General features: G+C 67.7%; 13 protein-coding genes. 2 read left to right on the plus strand and 11 right to left on the minus strand.

All coding sequences use genetic code 11. The features are described from left to right. Positions 1-114 precede the first annotated feature (114 nt). Genes C7389_RS00550 through C7389_RS00560 form a run of 3 tightly spaced genes read right to left on the minus strand, consistent with a single transcriptional unit; the run spans position 115 to position 3,138 of the window. Positions 115-657: a hydrolase gene (locus C7389_RS00550; protein ID WP_133587313.1), complete on the minus strand. Its 543-nt coding sequence runs from the start codon at positions 655-657 to the stop codon at positions 115-117. A 57-nt stretch (positions 658-714) separates the two neighbouring features. Continuing rightward, complete coding sequence (locus C7389_RS00555) at positions 715-2,691, minus strand: acetoacetate--CoA ligase (protein WP_133587315.1); 1,977 nt, start codon at positions 2,689-2,691, stop codon at positions 715-717. Positions 2,692-2,730: 39 nt separating this feature from the next. Then, positions 2,731-3,138 (minus strand): acyl-CoA thioesterase, encoded by a 408-nt coding sequence (locus C7389_RS00560; RefSeq protein ID WP_162851614.1) that lies wholly within the window; start codon positions 3,136-3,138, stop codon positions 2,731-2,733. A 172-nt stretch (positions 3,139-3,310) separates the two neighbouring features. Between C7389_RS00560 and C7389_RS00565 the strand changes: the two genes are divergently transcribed. Beyond that, positions 3,311-4,966: an electron transfer flavoprotein-ubiquinone oxidoreductase gene (locus C7389_RS00565; protein ID WP_133587319.1), complete on the plus strand. Its 1,656-nt coding sequence runs from the start codon at positions 3,311-3,313 to the stop codon at positions 4,964-4,966. A 90-nt stretch (positions 4,967-5,056) separates the two neighbouring features. Here the strand turns inward: C7389_RS00565 and C7389_RS00570 are convergent, their stop codons facing one another. Then, complete coding sequence (locus tag C7389_RS00570) at positions 5,057-6,094, minus strand: DUF481 domain-containing protein (protein ID WP_162851615.1); 1,038 nt, start codon at positions 6,092-6,094, stop codon at positions 5,057-5,059. A gap of 142 nt (positions 6,095-6,236) precedes the next feature. Between C7389_RS00570 and C7389_RS00575 the strand changes: the two genes are divergently transcribed. Beyond that, positions 6,237-6,617, plus strand: a complete 381-nt coding sequence (locus C7389_RS00575) for a hypothetical protein (protein WP_133587323.1) — start codon at positions 6,237-6,239, stop codon at positions 6,615-6,617. Here C7389_RS00575 and cydC read toward each other — a convergent pair. From cydC to C7389_RS00610, 7 genes are all read right to left on the minus strand, one after another. Next, the gene (gene cydC / locus C7389_RS00580) at positions 6,614-8,326 is read right to left on the minus strand and encodes a thiol reductant ABC exporter subunit CydC (protein WP_133587325.1); all 1,713 of its coding nucleotides are present in this window, start codon (positions 8,324-8,326) and stop codon (positions 6,614-6,616) included. The genes C7389_RS00575 and cydC overlap by 4 nt on opposite strands. Beyond that, positions 8,326-10,077, minus strand: a complete 1,752-nt coding sequence (gene cydD, locus C7389_RS00585; RefSeq protein WP_162851616.1) for a thiol reductant ABC exporter subunit CydD — start codon at positions 10,075-10,077, stop codon at positions 8,326-8,328. The genes cydC and cydD overlap by 1 nt, the downstream gene beginning before the upstream one ends. A gap of 59 nt (positions 10,078-10,136) precedes the next feature. After that, positions 10,137-10,247 carry a cytochrome bd-I oxidase subunit CydX gene (cydX, locus tag C7389_RS00590; RefSeq protein ID WP_133587329.1) on the minus strand — a complete coding sequence of 37 codons (111 nt, stop codon included), beginning with the start codon at positions 10,245-10,247 and terminating at the stop codon, positions 10,137-10,139. Positions 10,248-10,290: 43 nt separating this feature from the next. Continuing rightward, positions 10,291-11,427: a cytochrome d ubiquinol oxidase subunit II gene (gene cydB, locus C7389_RS00595; RefSeq protein ID WP_211168323.1), complete on the minus strand. Its 1,137-nt coding sequence runs from the start codon at positions 11,425-11,427 to the stop codon at positions 10,291-10,293. A 3-nt stretch (positions 11,428-11,430) separates the two neighbouring features. Continuing rightward, complete coding sequence (locus C7389_RS00600) at positions 11,431-13,044, minus strand: cytochrome ubiquinol oxidase subunit I (protein WP_133587333.1); 1,614 nt, start codon at positions 13,042-13,044, stop codon at positions 11,431-11,433. A gap of 222 nt (positions 13,045-13,266) precedes the next feature. Further along, positions 13,267-13,653 (minus strand): DUF2946 family protein, encoded by a 387-nt coding sequence (locus tag C7389_RS00605; protein WP_133587335.1) that lies wholly within the window; start codon positions 13,651-13,653, stop codon positions 13,267-13,269. Positions 13,654-13,900: 247 nt separating this feature from the next. Continuing rightward, positions 13,901-15,994, minus strand: coding sequence for a TonB-dependent copper receptor (locus C7389_RS00610; RefSeq protein WP_133587337.1), 2,094 nt, complete (start codon positions 15,992-15,994; stop codon positions 13,901-13,903). Positions 15,995-16,082: the final 88 nt, after the last annotated feature.

Below are 16,082 nucleotides of genomic sequence, written 5' to 3' on the forward strand. Positions count from 1 at the left end.
AAGGAGCAGCCGCGCCTCCAGTGCAGGGCGCCGGCTCGACGCCCCCGAGGCTGGGCGGAAGCGCCCCCTCAGCCCCCCGCCGCAGCTCAGGAGGGGAGAAGACAGCGAGCCGCCTCAGCGGATGAAATCGCGGCTGACGGCACGGAACAGTTCGGTGCCGCCGCGCTGCAGCCACTCGAAAGCCACCATCTCACGCGACACGATGTCGACGCCATGGGCGCGCATGCGGGAGAAGGCCAGCTCGCGGTCGGTGCTGCGGCGCGAACCGGTGGCCTCGGCGACGACGAACACTTCCTTGCCCGCCCAGCGCAACTCCAGCACCGTCTGCAGCACGCAGACGTGGGCTTCGGCACCGCACACCACCACCTGCCGCCGGCGCTCGATCTCGCTGGCGCGCAGTACGCCCTCGCCCGCCGCGGAGAAATGCGTCTTGGACAGGTAGGGGGCACCGGCGGTCGCTTCCTTCACCTCCGGCAGGGTCGGCCCCAGTTTGTCCGGAAAATGCTCGGTGACCACCACCGGCACGCCCACCCGGGCCGCCACTTCAGCCAGCCACACGCAGTTGGCCACCAGCTGGGTGCTGCCTTCCAGCACCGGCGCCAGCTTCTGTTGCACGTCTATCACCAGCAGGGTCGAGGTCTCGTGCTTCATCAGCATGTTCGGTCTCCGGCGCGGCGGCAGGCGGGCTCAGCCCCCCTGCACGCACGCTGAATGTCAGTCCTGCAGTTCGGGGCGGCCCTGGAAGAAGGCCAGTGCTTCCGGGTTGGCCAGCGCTTCCTGGTTCTTCACCGGGCGGTCGTGCACCACGTTGCGCACCGCCAGTTCCACGATCTTGCCGCTCTTGGTGCGCGGAATGTCCGCCACCTGCAGCACCTTGGCCGGCACGTGGCGCGGCGTGGTGTTGTCGCGGATGGTGCGCTTGATGCGGTCGGCCAGCGCATCGTCCAGCGTCAGCCCCTCGCGCAGCTTCACGAACAGCACCACCCGCACATCGCTGGGCTGCTGCGGCGGCCAGTCCTGGCCGATGACGATGGCCTCGACCACTTCGTGCAGCTTCTCCACCTGGCGGTATATCTCGGCGGTGCCAATGCGCACCCCGCCCGGGTTCAGCGTCGCATCCGAGCGGCCGTAGATGATCAGGCCGTCATGCGCGGTGATCTCGCAGAAGTCGCCATGGCACCAGACGCCCTCGAAGCGCTCGAAGTAGGCCGCACGGTACTTGCTGCCATCCTCGTCCTTCCAGAAACCGACCGGCATCGCAGGGAAGGGCCGGGTGCATACCAGCTCGCCCTTCTCCTCCCGCACCGGGCGGCCTTCGTCGTCCCACACGTCCACCGCCAGGCCGAGGCCGCGGCACTGGATCTCGCCACGCCACACCGGCAGCACCGGATTGCCGAGGACGAAGCAGGACAGGATGTCGGTGCCGCCGGAGATGGAGGACAGCTGGATATCGGACTTGATGTCACGATAGACGTAGTCGAAACCCTCCGGCACCAGCGGGCTGCCGGTGCTCATCAGCGCCCGCAGCGTATCCAGACAATGGGTTTCCCGCGGCTTGAGGCCGAACTTGGCGGCGGCGTCGATGAATTTCGCCGAAGTGCCGAAGTGGGTCATGCCCTCGGCGTCGGCGTAGTCAAACAGGATCCGGTTGCCGGCGGCGAAAGGCGAGCCGTCGTAGAGCAGCAGCGTGGCGCCGGCGGCCAGGCCGGAGACCAGCCAGTTCCACATCATCCAGCCGCAAGTGGTGAAGTAGAACACCCGGTCGCCGGGCTTCACGTCGCTGTGCAGCCGGTGCTCCTTCAGGTGCTGCAACAGCGCGCCGCCGGCGCAATGGACGATGCATTTCGGCACGCCGGTGGTGCCGGAGGAATACATGATGTAAAGCGGGTGATCGAAAGGCAGCGGCTCGAAGGCGATCTCGGTCACGCTGTGGTGGGGTGCGACGAAATCCGCCAGCCACAGTGCATGCGGAATGCCCTGCAGGGCATGCTTCGCCTGTACATAGGGCACCACCACCACCCGCCGCAGGGAGGGCAGCTGCGGCACGATCTCCGCCAGCTTGCCCAGGCAATCCACTACCTTGCCGTTGTAGTAGTAGCCATCGCAGGCCAGCAACACCTTGGGTTCGGTCTGGCCGAAGCGGTCCAGCACGCCCTGCACGCCGAAGTCCGGCGAGGCGGAGGTGAAGATGGCGCCCAGGCTGGCCGCCGCCAGCATCGCGATCACCGTCTCCGGCATGTTGGGCATGAAGGCGGCGACGCGGTCGCCCTTGCCCACGCCCTGCTCCCGCAGCGCGGCGGCGAAGCGCGCCACCCGGCGGTAGAGCTCGCCGTGGCTGAGCCTGTCCTTGACCCTGTCCTCGCCCCAGAACACCAGCGCATCGCCGGCGTCCCGCGAGCGCAACAGGTTCTGAGCGAAGTTCAGGCGCGCCTGGGGAAACCAGCGCGCGCCCGGCATGCGGTGGCCATCTTCCAGCACCACCTCGCCGCGTTCGCCGATGACACCGCCGTCCTCCCATACGCTCACCCAGAACTGTTCCGGCCGGGCGACGGACCAGGCGTACAGCGCGGCATGGTCGGGCAGATCGGTCTGCCAGCGTTTCTCCGCCTCCTGCCGGAAGGCGGTGAGGTTGGCCTGTTGTATGCGCTCCCGGGACGGCGTCCACAGGGGCCGCTCTGCGGCGGTGCTCATGGGGGTCTCCTCCGTATTGTCTAATTTATTTGTTAATGTCTAATCAAACCTCGCGCGCAGTGTATCCGGCAAGGGCACGGATTTGCCAGTCCGGGTGTCCATCCACACCACTTTCGAGGAACCGGTGGCGTAGAGACGCTCGTCGCCCTCTACATAGAGCTCGTACCAGGTCATCACGCTGCTGCGGCCGGGCTGGCCGGCGTACATCTTCACCAGCACGGTGGCGGGGTAGTTGACCGGCAGCAGGAAGGTGCAATCGGCATTGATGATCACCGCGCCGGTGGGCACGTCCGGCCCGACGCGGAAGCCCTCCCCTTCTATCCACTCCACCCGCGCCTGTTCGAAGAAGCGGAAATAGACGGTGTTGTTCACATGGCCATAGAAATCCATGTCTCCCCAGCGCACCGGAATCCGGGTGGTAAACAGATATTTGCGGTCGGTCTCCACGGCCTTTATCCTCTGTTGGTTTGTTTGTGCGACCTACTGTAACATACGCTACCGTATGTTAAATCCACCAGCGGAAGCCTGCGCGCATGCCGCCTGCAGAGCGGTCTGGATGCGCTTCCCCAGCTGGCCCCCGCCGAGAGACGCCGAAGAGCGCAAATATTAGGAGAATAGAATGGAACGCGAATCCATGGAGTTTGACGTCCTGATCGTCGGAGGCGGCCCTGCGGGCCTCGCCGCGGCGATCCGGCTCAAGCAACTGGCCGCGGAGCAGGAGCGGGACATCTCGGTGTGCCTGATCGAGAAAGGAGCCGAGATCGGCGCGCACATTCTCTCCGGAGCGGTCATGGACCCGCGGGCGCTCACCGAACTCTTCCCCGACTGGAAGGAACGCGGTGCGCCGCTGAACACCGCCGTCACCGAAGACAAGGTCATCTTCCTCAATGAGACCGGCGGCCGCCAGGTGCCCACCAATCTGCTGCCGGACTGTTTCGTCAATCACGGCAATTACATCGTCCGCCTGGGCAATGTCGCCAAGTGGCTGGGCGAGCAGGCCGAGGCGCTGGGCGTGGAGATCTACCCCGGCTTTGCGGGCGCCGAGCTTCTCTACGACGAGACTGGCGAAATGAGAGGCGCGGTGAAGGGCGTCGCCACCGGCGACATGGGCCTCACCCGCGAGGGCGAGCAGGGCCCGAACTACCAGCCGGGCATGGAGTTGCACGCCAAGTACACCCTGTTCGCCGAAGGCTGTCGCGGCCACCTGGGCAAACAGCTGGAGGCGAAGTTCTCCCTGCGCGAGGGCGTCGATCCGCAGACTTACGGCATCGGCCTGAAGGAGTTGTGGGAGGTGCCTGCCGAGTGCCACCGCCCCGGCCTGGTGGTGCATACCGCCGGCTGGCCGCTGCCGGCCGACACCTATGGCGGCGGCTTCGTCTATCACCTGGAAGACAACCTGGTCGCGGTCGGCTACGTGGTCGGCCTCAACTACAGCAACCCCTTCCTGTCGCCCTTCGAAGAATTCCAGCGCTACAAGACCCATCCGGAGATCCGCAAGTATCTGGAAGGCGGCAAGCGCCTGGCCTACGGTGCCCGCGCCATCGCCGCCGGCGGTCTGCAGAGCCAGCCACGGCTGGTGTTCCCCGGCGGTGCGCTGATCGGCGATGACGCCGGCTTCCTCAACGCCGCGCGCATCAAGGGCAGCCACGCGGCGATCAAGTCCGGCATGCTGGCTGCCGAAGCGGCCTTCGAGGCGCTGGGCGCCGAGCGCCAGCGCGACGCGCTGACCGCCTTCCCCGCTGCCTTCCGCAGCTCCTGGCTGTACGACGAGCTGCACAAGACGCGCAACTTCAAGCCCTACATGAAGAAGGGCCTGTGGCTGGGCTCGCTGCTGTTCGGCATCGACCAGAAGCTCTTCGGCGGCAAGGTGCCCTGGACGCTGTCCAACACCGCCGACCACACCGCGCTGAAGCCGGCGGCCGAAAGCACCCGCATCGACTATCCCAAGCCGGACGGCGTGCTGACCTTCGACCGCCTCTCCTCGGTCTTCCTCTCGAACACCAACCATGAGGAAGAGCAGCCCTGTCACCTGCAGCTGAAGGACGCTGCGGTGCCCATCGCGGTGAACCTGGCGAAGTACGACGCCCCCGAGCAGCGCTACTGCCCGGCCGGCGTATATGAAATCGTCAGGGACGGCGAGAACAACGCGCCTCGCCTGCAGATCAACGCCCAGAACTGCGTGCACTGCAAGACCTGCGACATCAAGGATCCCACGCAGAACATCAACTGGGTGGTGCCGCAAGGCGGCGAAGGGCCGATCTACCAGGGCATGTGATGCCCTTGGAGCGGGCGCTCTCCCCGCGGCCCGCTGCACAATGAAAAAGCCCGGCTGAAGCCGGGCTTTTTCATTTCCGCCTGCGAGAACTCACCACTCGTAACCCAGGCCCACCTGCAGGCTGATATCGGTGGCCTTGCGGTCGTCCGCCGGCTTGCCTTCCCAATCCAGCAGCGCCTGTACCTGGGCGCTCAGGCGGTCGACGATGGGAAGCCGCAAGCCGGTACGGGTACGCAGGGTGACGTCCTTGGTGTCCTCGGTATTCATGTAGCCGTCCTGCTCATGGAAGAACTCCGCCGAACGGCCGATCAACCAGTGCCGGTAACGTATGCCCCAACCGAAGGCGGGATAAGCCTGGCTCTCGTCCTCGTAGCGCAGCTCGCGCACGTAATCCAGACCCCCCTTGACCGACAGGTTGGTGTCGTCCGTCTCCACCAGTTGCAGACCGTAGCCGGCACCGAGGGCATAGCGCCCGCGCAGATCGCGGAAGTGGTCACGCTCGAAGGAGGTACGGCCATAGACGAAGCGGCGCTTGTCGATGAACCAGTCCTTGTCGCCACTGGCCAGCCAGTTGTTGGCGGTGTCGTTGCCGCCCTCGTTGCGTTGTTCCCCGCGCAGCCGCGTCATGAAGCGCGACTCCTTGGCCACGCCCTCCAGCTGGGCCTCGGCGATCACCTGGCGGGTATCGCTGTTGCCGCTGTTGGCGCTGCCCGCCACGTTGAGCCGGCCCTTGTACTCGGTGCCTTCGCCCGACTGACTGGGCGTGGGGTTGAGGTATGCGATGCGGTCCAGCTTCAGCGGCGGCACTTCCGGCGCCTCGGTGAGCTTGACCGTACCCGGGTCGGAGGGCTCCAGCCTCGTCTCCAGCGAGCCTTCGTCACGCCGCATCAGCACGGTCACCGGCTGGTCGGTCTTCAGCGTCTCGACCATGCGCCAGTCGATCTTGACCCTGCCGGCGTAGCTGGTCTGCAGCACGAGGCCCTCGGGCGTCTTGTTGAGCACGGTGCCGGTCAGGCGGTCGCCGTTGGTGAGCACCACTTCGTCGGCCAGCGCCGCCGGCGCGGCCAGAGACAGCAAAAGGAATGGGAATAGCAGCCGCAGGCTGCGATAAGCAAAAGCGGGTTTCATGGCAATTCGGGGATTCGGCATCGGGGGAGGGAGAGGCGCCGTGCGCCATGGGGCGGAAGACTAGGCCCATCCTTCGTCGTTTTGCAATGCAGCGTAACGCCTGTTTGCAAATATGAAACACCGGACAAAAACCAAGGCCAGCATGGACTTGGCGCCGCCTTACCCGATCTGGGTGAGCATCGGGGCCTATTCGGATTCAGCAGATCGGTCCGAAGATCAGGTCCAGTTCGGCAGCGAACCTCCCGCCGATGTCCAGCACGCCCGCCTGCCGGAACAAGCTGGTGTGCAGCATCCCCAGCCACAACGGACCGCCCAGGATGTGAGGGAAGCGCGCCAACGCATCGCTGCGCAGTTCGCCCTCCGCCACCGCCTCCCGAACACCATCGTTCCCATCCTGGGCGCGGGCCTCCTCGCCGACCGCATCGGCCCGGACCTGGCGGTCTGCTTCTGCACCGCTGCCGGGCTGCTGATGGCGGCGATGCTGTGGCAGACACGCCGGCTGCTACCACTGCGCGCCGCCTAGTCCAGAGCCCGGACAGCCGCCGGCGACAACTCGGCCAGGCGCCCCTGCTCCAGCCGCAACACGCGATCGAAAGCGGCGAGGCCGGCCGGGCGATGTGTTACCCAGATCAGCGTGCGGCCGCGCAGATGCTGGCGTACCGCGGCGACGAGCGCGGCTTCTGCGGCCGGGTCCAGGCCCTCGGTCGGTTCGTCCAGGAGGGTGATGGGCGTCTCGCGCAGCAAGGCACGGGCCAGCCCGAGGCGGCGGCGCTGGCCGCCGGAGAGGCTGGCGCCTCCCTCCTCCACCCAGGTCTGCAGGCCGTCGCGCCAGGCGGAGACCATGTCCGCCAGCCCGACCAGCCGCAGCACGGCCATCATCCGTTCGGCATCCGCCTCCGGAGCGGCCAGGCGCAGGTTCTCCGCCAGCGTCGCCGCCTGCGCCCAGGAAAACTGGCCGGCGCAGCTCATGCGGGCGCGCAGCGTGGATTCGTCCAGTTCGGACAACTCGACGCCACCCAGCCGGATCTCGCCAGCGTCCGCCTCTTCCAGCCGCGCCAGCAGACTCACCAGCGTGGACTTGCCGCCGCCGCTGGGGCCCAGCAGCGCGATGTGCTCGCCCTCGGCCACCGATAGCGACAGCCCTTCAAACAACGGCAGCTGATCCGGCCAGGCGAAGGCCAACCCGCTCACCGTCAGCCCGTTGCCGGGTGGCTGCGCGCCGGCTGTGGCAAAGGCCGGGCGCGGCATCTGGCTGGCGAGACCTTCCAGCCGCGCGGCGGCGGCGGCGGTGCCGGGCAGTTCCAGGCAGGCCCCGGGCAGCGCCTGCAAGGCTTCATGCGCGCCCAGCAGCACCAGCACCACCGCCGCCAGCCAGGGGCCGGGCGCCTCGGCTGTGCCGCCCCGTGCAACAAGCATGAGCGCGCCCCAGGCGGCTGCACCGGTGAGCAGCACCGTCAGCGCCCGCAGCCAGGCGCCGCGCCGCTGCAGGCTGCGCTGCTGCTTCAGCCAGTGCCGGCTGCTGGCGAGCGCCGCCGCCCGTCGCGCCTGCCAGGCCGGCTGGTGCAAGGCGAGGTCTTCCAGGCCGTCCACGCAATCCAGCAGTTCCCGCCTCAGCCCGGCGCGACCGGCCACCCACGCGCTGGCCGGCCGGCGCCCCGCCAACCAGCCGGCCAGCGGCAGCACGAACAGCGCGAAGGCCGTCAGGCCCAGTGGCAGCCAGACCAGCACCGGCGCCATCTGGCCGACCAGCAGGGCCAGCACGGCGAAGCAGAGCAGCGCGGCCGCCAGCGGCAGCAGCAGACGGGGGTAGAGGTTGTCCAGCGCATCCACGTCCCGCACCAGCGCGTTCAGCAGATCGCTGCCGTGGTGGCGGCCGAGCTGCGAGGGCGACAGCCGGGCCAGCCGCCGGTACAGCCACAGCCGCAGCCCGGCGATCAGGCGGAAGGTGGCCTCGTGGCTCACCACCCGCTCGCCCCAGCGGCTGGCGGTGCGCAGCAGGGCGAAGAAGCGCACGCCGGCGCCGGGCAGGAAGAAGTTGAAGGCCTGGGCGCTGGCCGGCGTCAGGCCGGCGATGGCGGTGGCGGACAGGAACCAACCGGACAGGCCCAGCAAGCCCAGGCTGCCGGCCAGCGTAGCGCAAGCGAGCAGGAGCGCGCCGAGCAGCCAGGGGCCGGCGCCGGCGAGGCGGCCGGCGTAGCCCAGCAGCACGCGGAGTTCGCGCCAGCCGGCCATCAGCCGCCCTCCCCTGCCAGCTCAGTCGGCCTTGCCGGCTGCAGGCGACCGCCCTCCAGCCTCAGCACCCGGTCGGCCAGCCGCAGCGGCGCCCGTCTGTGGCTCAGCACCACCACTGTGCGGCCATGGCGCAGTTCGGCCAGGCGCGCCACCACCAGCGCTTCGGTGTCGCCATCCAGGCTGGCGGTGGGTTCGTCCAGCAGCAGCAGATCCGCCGGTCGCAGACGCACCCGCGCCAACGCCAGCCGCCGCAGCTGGCCGCCGGAGAGCTGACGGCCCCCCTCGCCCAGCACAGTCGCCAGGCCTTGCGGCAGGGTCGCCAGCCAGTCGCCCAGGCCGGCGAAGTGCAGCGCCTCGCTCATCGCCGCGGCGTCCGCATCCTGCCGCGCGATCCGCAAATTGTCGGCCAGGCTGCCGGCGAGCAGGCGCGGATGCTGGCTCATCCAGCCGATGCGCTCACGCCAGTGCTGGAGGTCCAGCGCGGAAAAAGGAAGGCCGTTGGCAGCCAGCATGCCGGCCTGCGGCTGCAACTGGCCCAGCAGCAGCCGCAGCAGCGTGGTCTTGCCGCCGCCGCTGGGGCCGACGATGGCCACCGCCTCGCCCGCCGCCACCTCCAGGTCGCAGCCCTGCAGCACTGGCTCGCCTCCGCGGTGAGCGAACACCAGGCCGGACATCCGCAACCCCGGTGCGCCCGGCGCCAGCGTGTTCATGCCGCCGGCCGGCTGCGGCGAAGGCGTCTCCAGCACCGCCTGCAACTGGCCAGCGGCCGCCAGCGCTTCGGCACGGGCGTGGTAGTGGGTGCCGAGGTCGCGCAGCGGCTGGTAGAACTCCGGCGCCAGCAGCAGGATGAAGAAGGCCAGCCGCAGGTCAGGCGCGGCGCCGTGGAAACCGAAATCCAGGTAGCCCAGCAGGCTGAAACCCAGGTAGACCGCGGTGAGCGCGATGGCCACCGAGGCGAAGAACTCCAACACGGTGCCGGAGAGGAAGGCCAGCCGCAGCACGCTCATGGTGCGCTGGCGGAAATCCTCGCCGATGCGCGCCACTGCCTGCGCCTGGCGCTCATGGGCGTCCAGCAGGCGTAGCGTGGGCAGGCCGCGCAGCAAGTCGAGGAAATGGCCGCTCATCCGCTGCAAGGCCAGCAATTGGCGGGTCTGACGGACGCGGGCGCCCCAGCCGACCAGCACCATGAACAGCGGAATCAGCGGCGCGGTGAGAAAGAGGATGCCGGCCGCGGCCCAGCTCCGGGGCAGCACGGCGGCAAGGATGAACAGCGGCGCGAGCACCGCCAGCCATTGTTGCGGGCGATAGCGGGCGTAATAGCCCTCCACCGCCTCCACCTGCTCCAGCAGCAGGTTGGCGAGAGCACCGGCCTGGCGCCGTTCGCGCCAGGCCGGGCCGAGGTGATGCAGACGATCCAGCAAGGCCTCGCGCAGCCTGCCGCGTATCCGTTCTGAAGCGCGCTGCCCTGCCTCTTCCTTCAGCACGCCGGCCAGCGCACGCGCCAGCAGGCATGCAGGCAGCGCCCACCAGGCCGCCGGCTGCGCGAAGGGATTGCTGCCTTCGACGATCAGCATGTGCAGCATCCAGGCGAGCACGCCAGCCTGGGCGATGGCGGCCAGCACCTGCAGGCCGCCGCCGAGCACGGCCAGCCGGCCCCAGGCGCCTGCACCGCGCGCCTGGGCGCGCAGCCAGCGCAGGGCGGCCGCGTCCGGGCCGCCGCGGCTGTCGGCGGCGGCTTCGGTCTGGGTCATCTCGTCATTGCTGCGCATGGGTCAGGGCCTGGCACCTGCGGACGCCGGAAGTCCGTCGTTCAGGCATCGCCGCTGCGGTCGCGCTCTTCCTGCGACTCCAGCCACATGGCGTTGACCACCGCGAAGAGGATGGCCATGGCGGTGCCGAGTATCCAGCTGAAATACCACATGATTTTCTCCTAGGATTCTGTCAGTCGGTGCCGCTTGGCGTGATCAGTACGCGCTGCGGCTGTTGGCCTGGATGTGTTCCACCGTGACCTTGCCGCGCATCACCCGGTAAGCCCAGCTGGTGTAGGCGACGATGACGGGCGTCATCACCAGCGCCACCCAGAACATGATGCCCAGCGTGCGGTGGCTGGAAACGCAGTCCCACAGCGTCAGGCTGCTTCTCGGGTCGGAGCTGGAGGGCATGACGAAGGGGAACAGCGAGGCACCGGCGGTGAAGATGATGCCCAGTTCGGCAATCGAGGTCGCAATGAAAGCCAGGCCGCCACGGCGCAGCGCGACGAACAGCAGGCTGAGCACGCCGCCGGCGAAGCCCAGCAGCGGGAACAGCCACAGCGCCGGCTGGGCGGCGTAGTTGGCCAGCAGCGCACCCTTCTGCATCACCACCGTCTTGTCCAGGGGACTGAGCACCGCGCCGTGGTCGATGGCGGAGGTGATCACATAGCCCGGCAGTTCGCCCACCATCAGGCCGGCGACGGCGAAGGCAGCCATCATCGCCCCGGTGGCGATCATGGATGCGGCGCGCGCCCGCTTCTGCACCGTGCCGACCGTGCGCAGCACCAGGAAGTTGGCGCCGTGCGCCACCAGCATCGCCAGGCTGACCACGCCCGCCACCAGGGCGAAGGGGTTGAACAGCGCCCAGAAGCTGCCGGTGTAATAGGCGCGCATGGTGTCGTCGAAATGGAAGGGCACGCCCTGCAGCACGTTGCCGACGGCCACGCCGAATACCAGCGCCGGCACCGCGCTGCCGATGAAGATGCCCCAGTCCCAGGCGCCACGCCAGGCCGGGTTGGGCAGCTTGCTGCGGTAGTCGAAGCCCACCGGGCGGAAGAACAGCGCCCACAGCACCGCCAGCATGGCCCAGTAGAAACCGGAGAAGGCGGTGGCATACACCAGCGGCCAGGCAGCGAACAGGGCGCCGCCGGCGGTGATGAACCACACCTGGTTGCCGTCCCAGTGCGGGCCGACGGTGTTGATCATCACCCGGCGCTCTTCATCCGTCTTGCCGACGAAGGGCAGCAGCGCGCCCACGCCCATGTCGTGGCCGTCCATGATGGCGAAGCCCAGCAGCAGCACGCCGAGCAGGCCCCACCAGATGAGCTTGAGGATCTCGTAGTCGATCATGATTTACTGCACTCCCTTGGAATCGTGCGGCGCGGCCGGGGCCGCCATCAGCGCGGCGCCACCGGCCTGCGGCGGCGTTTCGCGGTGGTACCTGCCGGTACCGAGGCTGGAAGGACCGAGGCGGGCGTACTTGAACATCAGGTACATCTCGGCGATCAGCAGCACGGTGTAGAGCGTGACGAAGCCGGCGATGGAGAGGATCAGCTCGCCGGAGGTCAGCGTGGAGGTGGACAGGAAGGTGGGCAGCACGCCGTCTATGGTCCAGGGCTGACGGCCGAACTCCGCCACCAGCCAGCCCATTTCGCAGGCGATCCACGGCAGCGGCAGGCCGTACAGCGCCCACTTCAGCAGCCAGCGCTGCTGCTCGAAGGTGTTGCGCGCGGCGTGGTAGAAGGACAGCGCGAACAGGGCGAGGAAGGACACGCCCAGCGCCACCATGATGCGGAAGCCGAAGAACAGCGGCGCCACCGGCGGGATGGTGTCGCTGGCAGCGGCCTTGATCATCTCCGGCGTGGCCAGGCTGACGTCCTCGGTGTACTTCTTCAGCAGCAGGCCGTAGCCCAGGTCCTGCTTCACCTCGTTGAAGTTGGCCAGCAGTTCCGGGTTGCCCTTGTCCTTGCGCAGCGCTTCCAGCGCCTGCACCGCCAGGATGCCGTTGGTGACGCGCTCCGCGTTCCTCTCCTCGATCTCGGCGATGCCGGGCACCGTCTTGTCGATGGAGCGGGTGCCGATCAGGCCCAGCACCCAGGGCACGTGGATCTCGGCCAGGGTGCTACGGGTGGCTTCGTCCGGGATGCCGAACAGGGTCAGGCCGGCGGGGGCCGGCGCGGTCTCCCACATGCCCTCCATGGCGGCCATCTTGGCCTGCTGGGTTTCAGCGGCGTGGTAGCCGGACTCGTCGCCGAGCACGATCACCGACAGGGTAGAGGCCAGGCCGAAGGAGGCGGCGATGCGGAAGGAGCGGCGGGCGAAAGCCACGTCCTTGCCCTTCAGCAGGTACCAGGCACTGATGCCGAGCACGAAGCCGGCGGCGGTGACGTAGCCGGCGCTGATGGTGTGCACGAACTTGGCCTGCGCCACCGGGTTGAACAGCAGCTCGAAGAAGCTGGTCATCTCCATCCGCATGGTCACCGGGTTGAACTCGGCACCCACTGGGTTCTGCATCCAGCCGTTGGCGATGAGGATGAGCAGCGCCGACAGGTTGGAGCCGATGGCGGTGAGGTAGGTGACGGTGAGGTGGCCGACCTTGGACAGGCGGTCCCAGCCGAAGAAGAACAGGCCGACGAAGGTCGATTCCAGGAAGAAGGCCACCAGGCCCTCGATCGCCAGCGGCGCGCCGAAGATGTCACCGACGTAGTGGGAGTAATAGGACCAGTTGGTGCCGAACTGGAACTCCATCGTCAGGCCGGTGGTGACGCCCAGCGCGAAGTTGATGGCAAACAGCTTGCCCCAGAACTTGGTCATGTCCCGGTAGATTTCCTTGCCGGTCATGACGTAGGTGGTTTCCATGATGGCGAGCATGAAGGACATGCCCAGCGTCAATGGAACGAACAGGAAGTGGTACAGCGCCGTGATCGCGAACTGTAGTCGCGACAGGTCTACAACGGCTTCGCTCATTGTTTTCGGTATTCCTTGGCAGGCGTGCCGCGCGGGCACGCTATGCAACGCACGGGCACAGCGCCGCCCTGCCCTGAAACAGCCAGGCATGGACGGACGACGGCCAGCCGCCGCCGGCAGGCAGATCAAGGCCGGCGCGGCGCGTGCGTCATCAGCGGAACCGCGCAGCCGGCGGTCCGCACCTGCCATCCGCGCGGGATGGCACAGGGAGAAAAAGGGAGATCAGGCGGGCAACGGAGGCGCGCGCGGGGACTGCTCCACCCACATGCGTTTGAAGCGCAGCACCCGCTCAGGCTCGCGCTGGCTGGCGCTGGCGAGCACGCGGGTGAGCACCGGCAGCGGACGCAAGGCCGGCAGGGCGATGCCCATGAAGCCGGCGGCGCAGAAGTCGCAGTAGGGCTTGCCCATGCCCTCGGCCGGATTCACCGGCTCGCCGGTTTCCCCCACCACGACCTTTTTCAGGCCGAAGGAGGAACAGACTTCGATGACCTTGGTGCCATTCACCGCGGCCAGCAGATAGCTGGCGGTGGCCGAAAAGCCATGCAGCAGCGCGGCGAACAACGCAGCGTGCAACAGGAAACGGCGGAAGCGGACTGACAGGGTAGGCACGGCAGGGTCGGGGGCAAATGGTTACGGTGCCTTCACGCCGGCCCTGCTGCGCCCATGTTTCCCGCCTGAGCAGGAAAACCGGAAGCCTGGGCTTCCCGGGCAACGCTGGAGCCGTGCGCGGACATCTCTATAACCACAGTATTGTCACGGTTACTTTAGACCTCGTCTATCGTAGTTTTCCCTATGGATAGCGGGCTTCCGGCGATGCGACAGGATTGGAAGCCCGCTTTCGTCTATTACGGAAGAACTACTTCAGCGCCAGCTGGAACTTGACCCAGACGGTACGGCCCGGCTCCTGGATGCGGGTATTGACCGGCACGACGAAGCCCGGCAAAGCGCTGCCGGTGCGCGACAGGTGCTCCGAGTAGCTGCGGTCGAAGAGGTTATCGATGCCCGCCGTCAACTGGGCGTCCTTGGCGGGCCGCCAGCCGGCGTTGATGGAGAACACCGCAAAGCCGGGCGAGCGGCCGATGTCCTGGCCGTTCATGACGATGTTGCCGGAGCCGATGTCGTAGCGATTCTGGTCCGCCACCATCCTCAGCAGGCCGCCGGCCGAGTACGTGCCATTGTCGTAGTCCAGCGCCAAGCGGGCTTCCAGCGGGGGCTGCTGGGCCAGTGCGGTGTCATCGGTGTCGTTCTCTCCACGCACCCAGGCCAGGGTGGCGGTGGTCTTCCAGTTGCGGGTGAAGCGCCAGCTGACGTCAGCCTCCAGGCCGACGACGGTGGCGTCGATGTTGCGCACCCGCGTGGGGGCGATCCAGGTCATCAGGATGTAGTCCTGCACCTTGGCGTAGTAGCCGGACAGCGCCCCGCTCCACGCCCCCGCCTGCCAGTTGAGCCCCACGTCCAGCTGCGTGGTCTTCTCCGGCTTCACGGTGAGGAAGGCGCTGTTCAGCGTGTCCTCGTCCCGCAGCAGGCGCTCCCAGTAATCCGGAAAGCGTTCCGCATGCCCCAGCCCGGCGTAGTAGGTGCCCAGCGCTGCGTTGCCCTCGTAGCGCACGAAGCCGCTGGTCAAGGTAGCGCGGTCGGTTTCACCCCGGGTGTGGTTTACCGGCGCGCCCATGCACATGCCTCCCATGTACATGCCGGCCACGCAGCGCCTCGAATCCTTGGCCGAGTGTTCGTCCACACGCAGGCCGGCGACGATGCGGCCCGCTTCGTCCAGGCTGTAGCTGCCTTCGCCGAAGACGCCGAACTGGCGGAAGCGCATGTCCTCCTCGTAAGGCAGGCTGCGGTAGTAGTCGTCGGCGGCATCCGCGCTGGCGCGCCCCATGGCATTGCGGGTGCGATGCACGTCCTGCTTGGTGTCCAGCCCCAGGGTGAGCCGCAGCGGCTCGGTGGGTGTCAGGCTCACGCCGACCCGGGCACCAGTGGTGATGCGGTCCGGGTTCATCGCCGAAAAGCCATTGGCGTTCAGCTGGTCGCGCAGGCTGTAGTTGTCCATCACATGATCGACATAGTTGTAGTAAGCCTGGGCGAACACCTCGTCCACCAGGGGCGACACCTTGCTCTTGCTGAACTTCAGCGCCACGTTGTCACGTGCGAAGCGAGAACCATCCATGCTCCGGTCCGCGTAGGCGGCCTCGCCATTGCTGCGGGCGAACGAGAGCTCAAGCAGCGTCTGCTCGTCCGGCGTCCACCCCAGTGCCGCGGTGCTGCTCCAGCGGGTGTAGTTGGAATGCACCTTGTTGCCGTCGCCATCCTTGTAGTCATCGGTGTGCGAGCGGGTTGCACCGGCCCTCACATAGAAGCCCGGCGCCCCGCCGGTGACATCCAGCACCTGATCGTTACGACCGAAGCTGCCCAAGGTGAGGCTGCCATAGGCTTCCCACGCCGCCTTGTCGAAGCGCGGCGCATCACGCTCGAACAACACCACGCCGGCCGACATGCCGGCGCCGTAGATCACGCTCTGCGGCCCTTTGAGCACGGTGACGCGATCGTAGCTCTCGGGATAGACGTAGGCGGTCGGCGGGTCCATGCGGCCGCCGCAGCCGCCGTAGATTTCCTGGCCGTCCAGCAGGATGCCCAGGCGGGAGCCGGACATGCCGCGCAGCAGCGGATCGCCGTCGGTGCCGCCTTTGCGGATCACCGAGAAGCCGGGGATGCTCTTGAGGAAGTCGGCGCCATCGTGGGCGGGAATGGGCTGGCGCGGCGCCTTGGGGTCGGTAACGACGGTGAGCGGCGCATCCATGGTCGGCGCGGTGACCACGACCGCGCCCAGCGCGGTGTCCTCCTTTGTGGAATCTTCCTGGTGTTCACGCAACTGAGCGGCGAAGACAGGTAGCGGCAGGGCGAAGCAAAGAGCGAGCGCCAGCGGCAGCCGGCGGAGTTTCGGCGACATCTTGATTCCTCGTTTTCCTTGTATTCCCGCCGGCAGCATGCGGAGGCCGGGCGGGAGGGTCCGCACCGCGTGGCGGGGGCCAGCGGCG

It is taken from the genome of Azoarcus indigens (genome assembly GCF_004361735.1).
GTDB classification, from domain to species: domain Bacteria; phylum Pseudomonadota; class Gammaproteobacteria; order Burkholderiales; family Rhodocyclaceae; genus Azoarcus; species Azoarcus indigens.

Bases quoted from the DNA above. Each gene is read 5' to 3' on its own strand.
- cydC (WP_133587325.1), bottom strand. From the start codon at position 8,326: ATGGCCGGCTGGCGCGAACTCCGCGTGCTGCTGGGCTACGCCGGCCGC.
- C7389_RS00600 (WP_133587333.1), bottom strand. From the start codon at position 13,044: ATGAGCGAAGCCGTTGTAGACCTGTCGCGACTACAGTTCGCGATCACG.
- cydX (WP_133587329.1), bottom strand. From the start codon at position 10,247: ATGTGGTATTTCAGCTGGATACTCGGCACCGCCATGGCCATCCTCTTC.
- cydB (WP_211168323.1), bottom strand. From the start codon at position 11,427: ATGATCGACTACGAGATCCTCAAGCTCATCTGGTGGGGCCTGCTCGGC.
- C7389_RS00555 (WP_133587315.1), bottom strand. From the start codon at position 2,691: ATGAGCACCGCCGCAGAGCGGCCCCTGTGGACGCCGTCCCGGGAGCGC.
- C7389_RS00550 (WP_133587313.1), bottom strand. From the start codon at position 657: ATGCTGATGAAGCACGAGACCTCGACCCTGCTGGTGATAGACGTGCAA.
- C7389_RS00575 (WP_133587323.1), top strand. From the start codon at position 6,237: ATGGACTTGGCGCCGCCTTACCCGATCTGGGTGAGCATCGGGGCCTAT.
- C7389_RS00565 (WP_133587319.1), top strand. From the start codon at position 3,311: ATGGAACGCGAATCCATGGAGTTTGACGTCCTGATCGTCGGAGGCGGC.
- C7389_RS00570 (WP_162851615.1), bottom strand. From the start codon at position 6,094: ATGAAACCCGCTTTTGCTTATCGCAGCCTGCGGCTGCTATTCCCATTC.
- C7389_RS00610 (WP_133587337.1), bottom strand. From the start codon at position 15,994: ATGTCGCCGAAACTCCGCCGGCTGCCGCTGGCGCTCGCTCTTTGCTTC.
- cydD (WP_162851616.1), bottom strand. From the start codon at position 10,077: ATGACCCAGACCGAAGCCGCCGCCGACAGCCGCGGCGGCCCGGACGCG.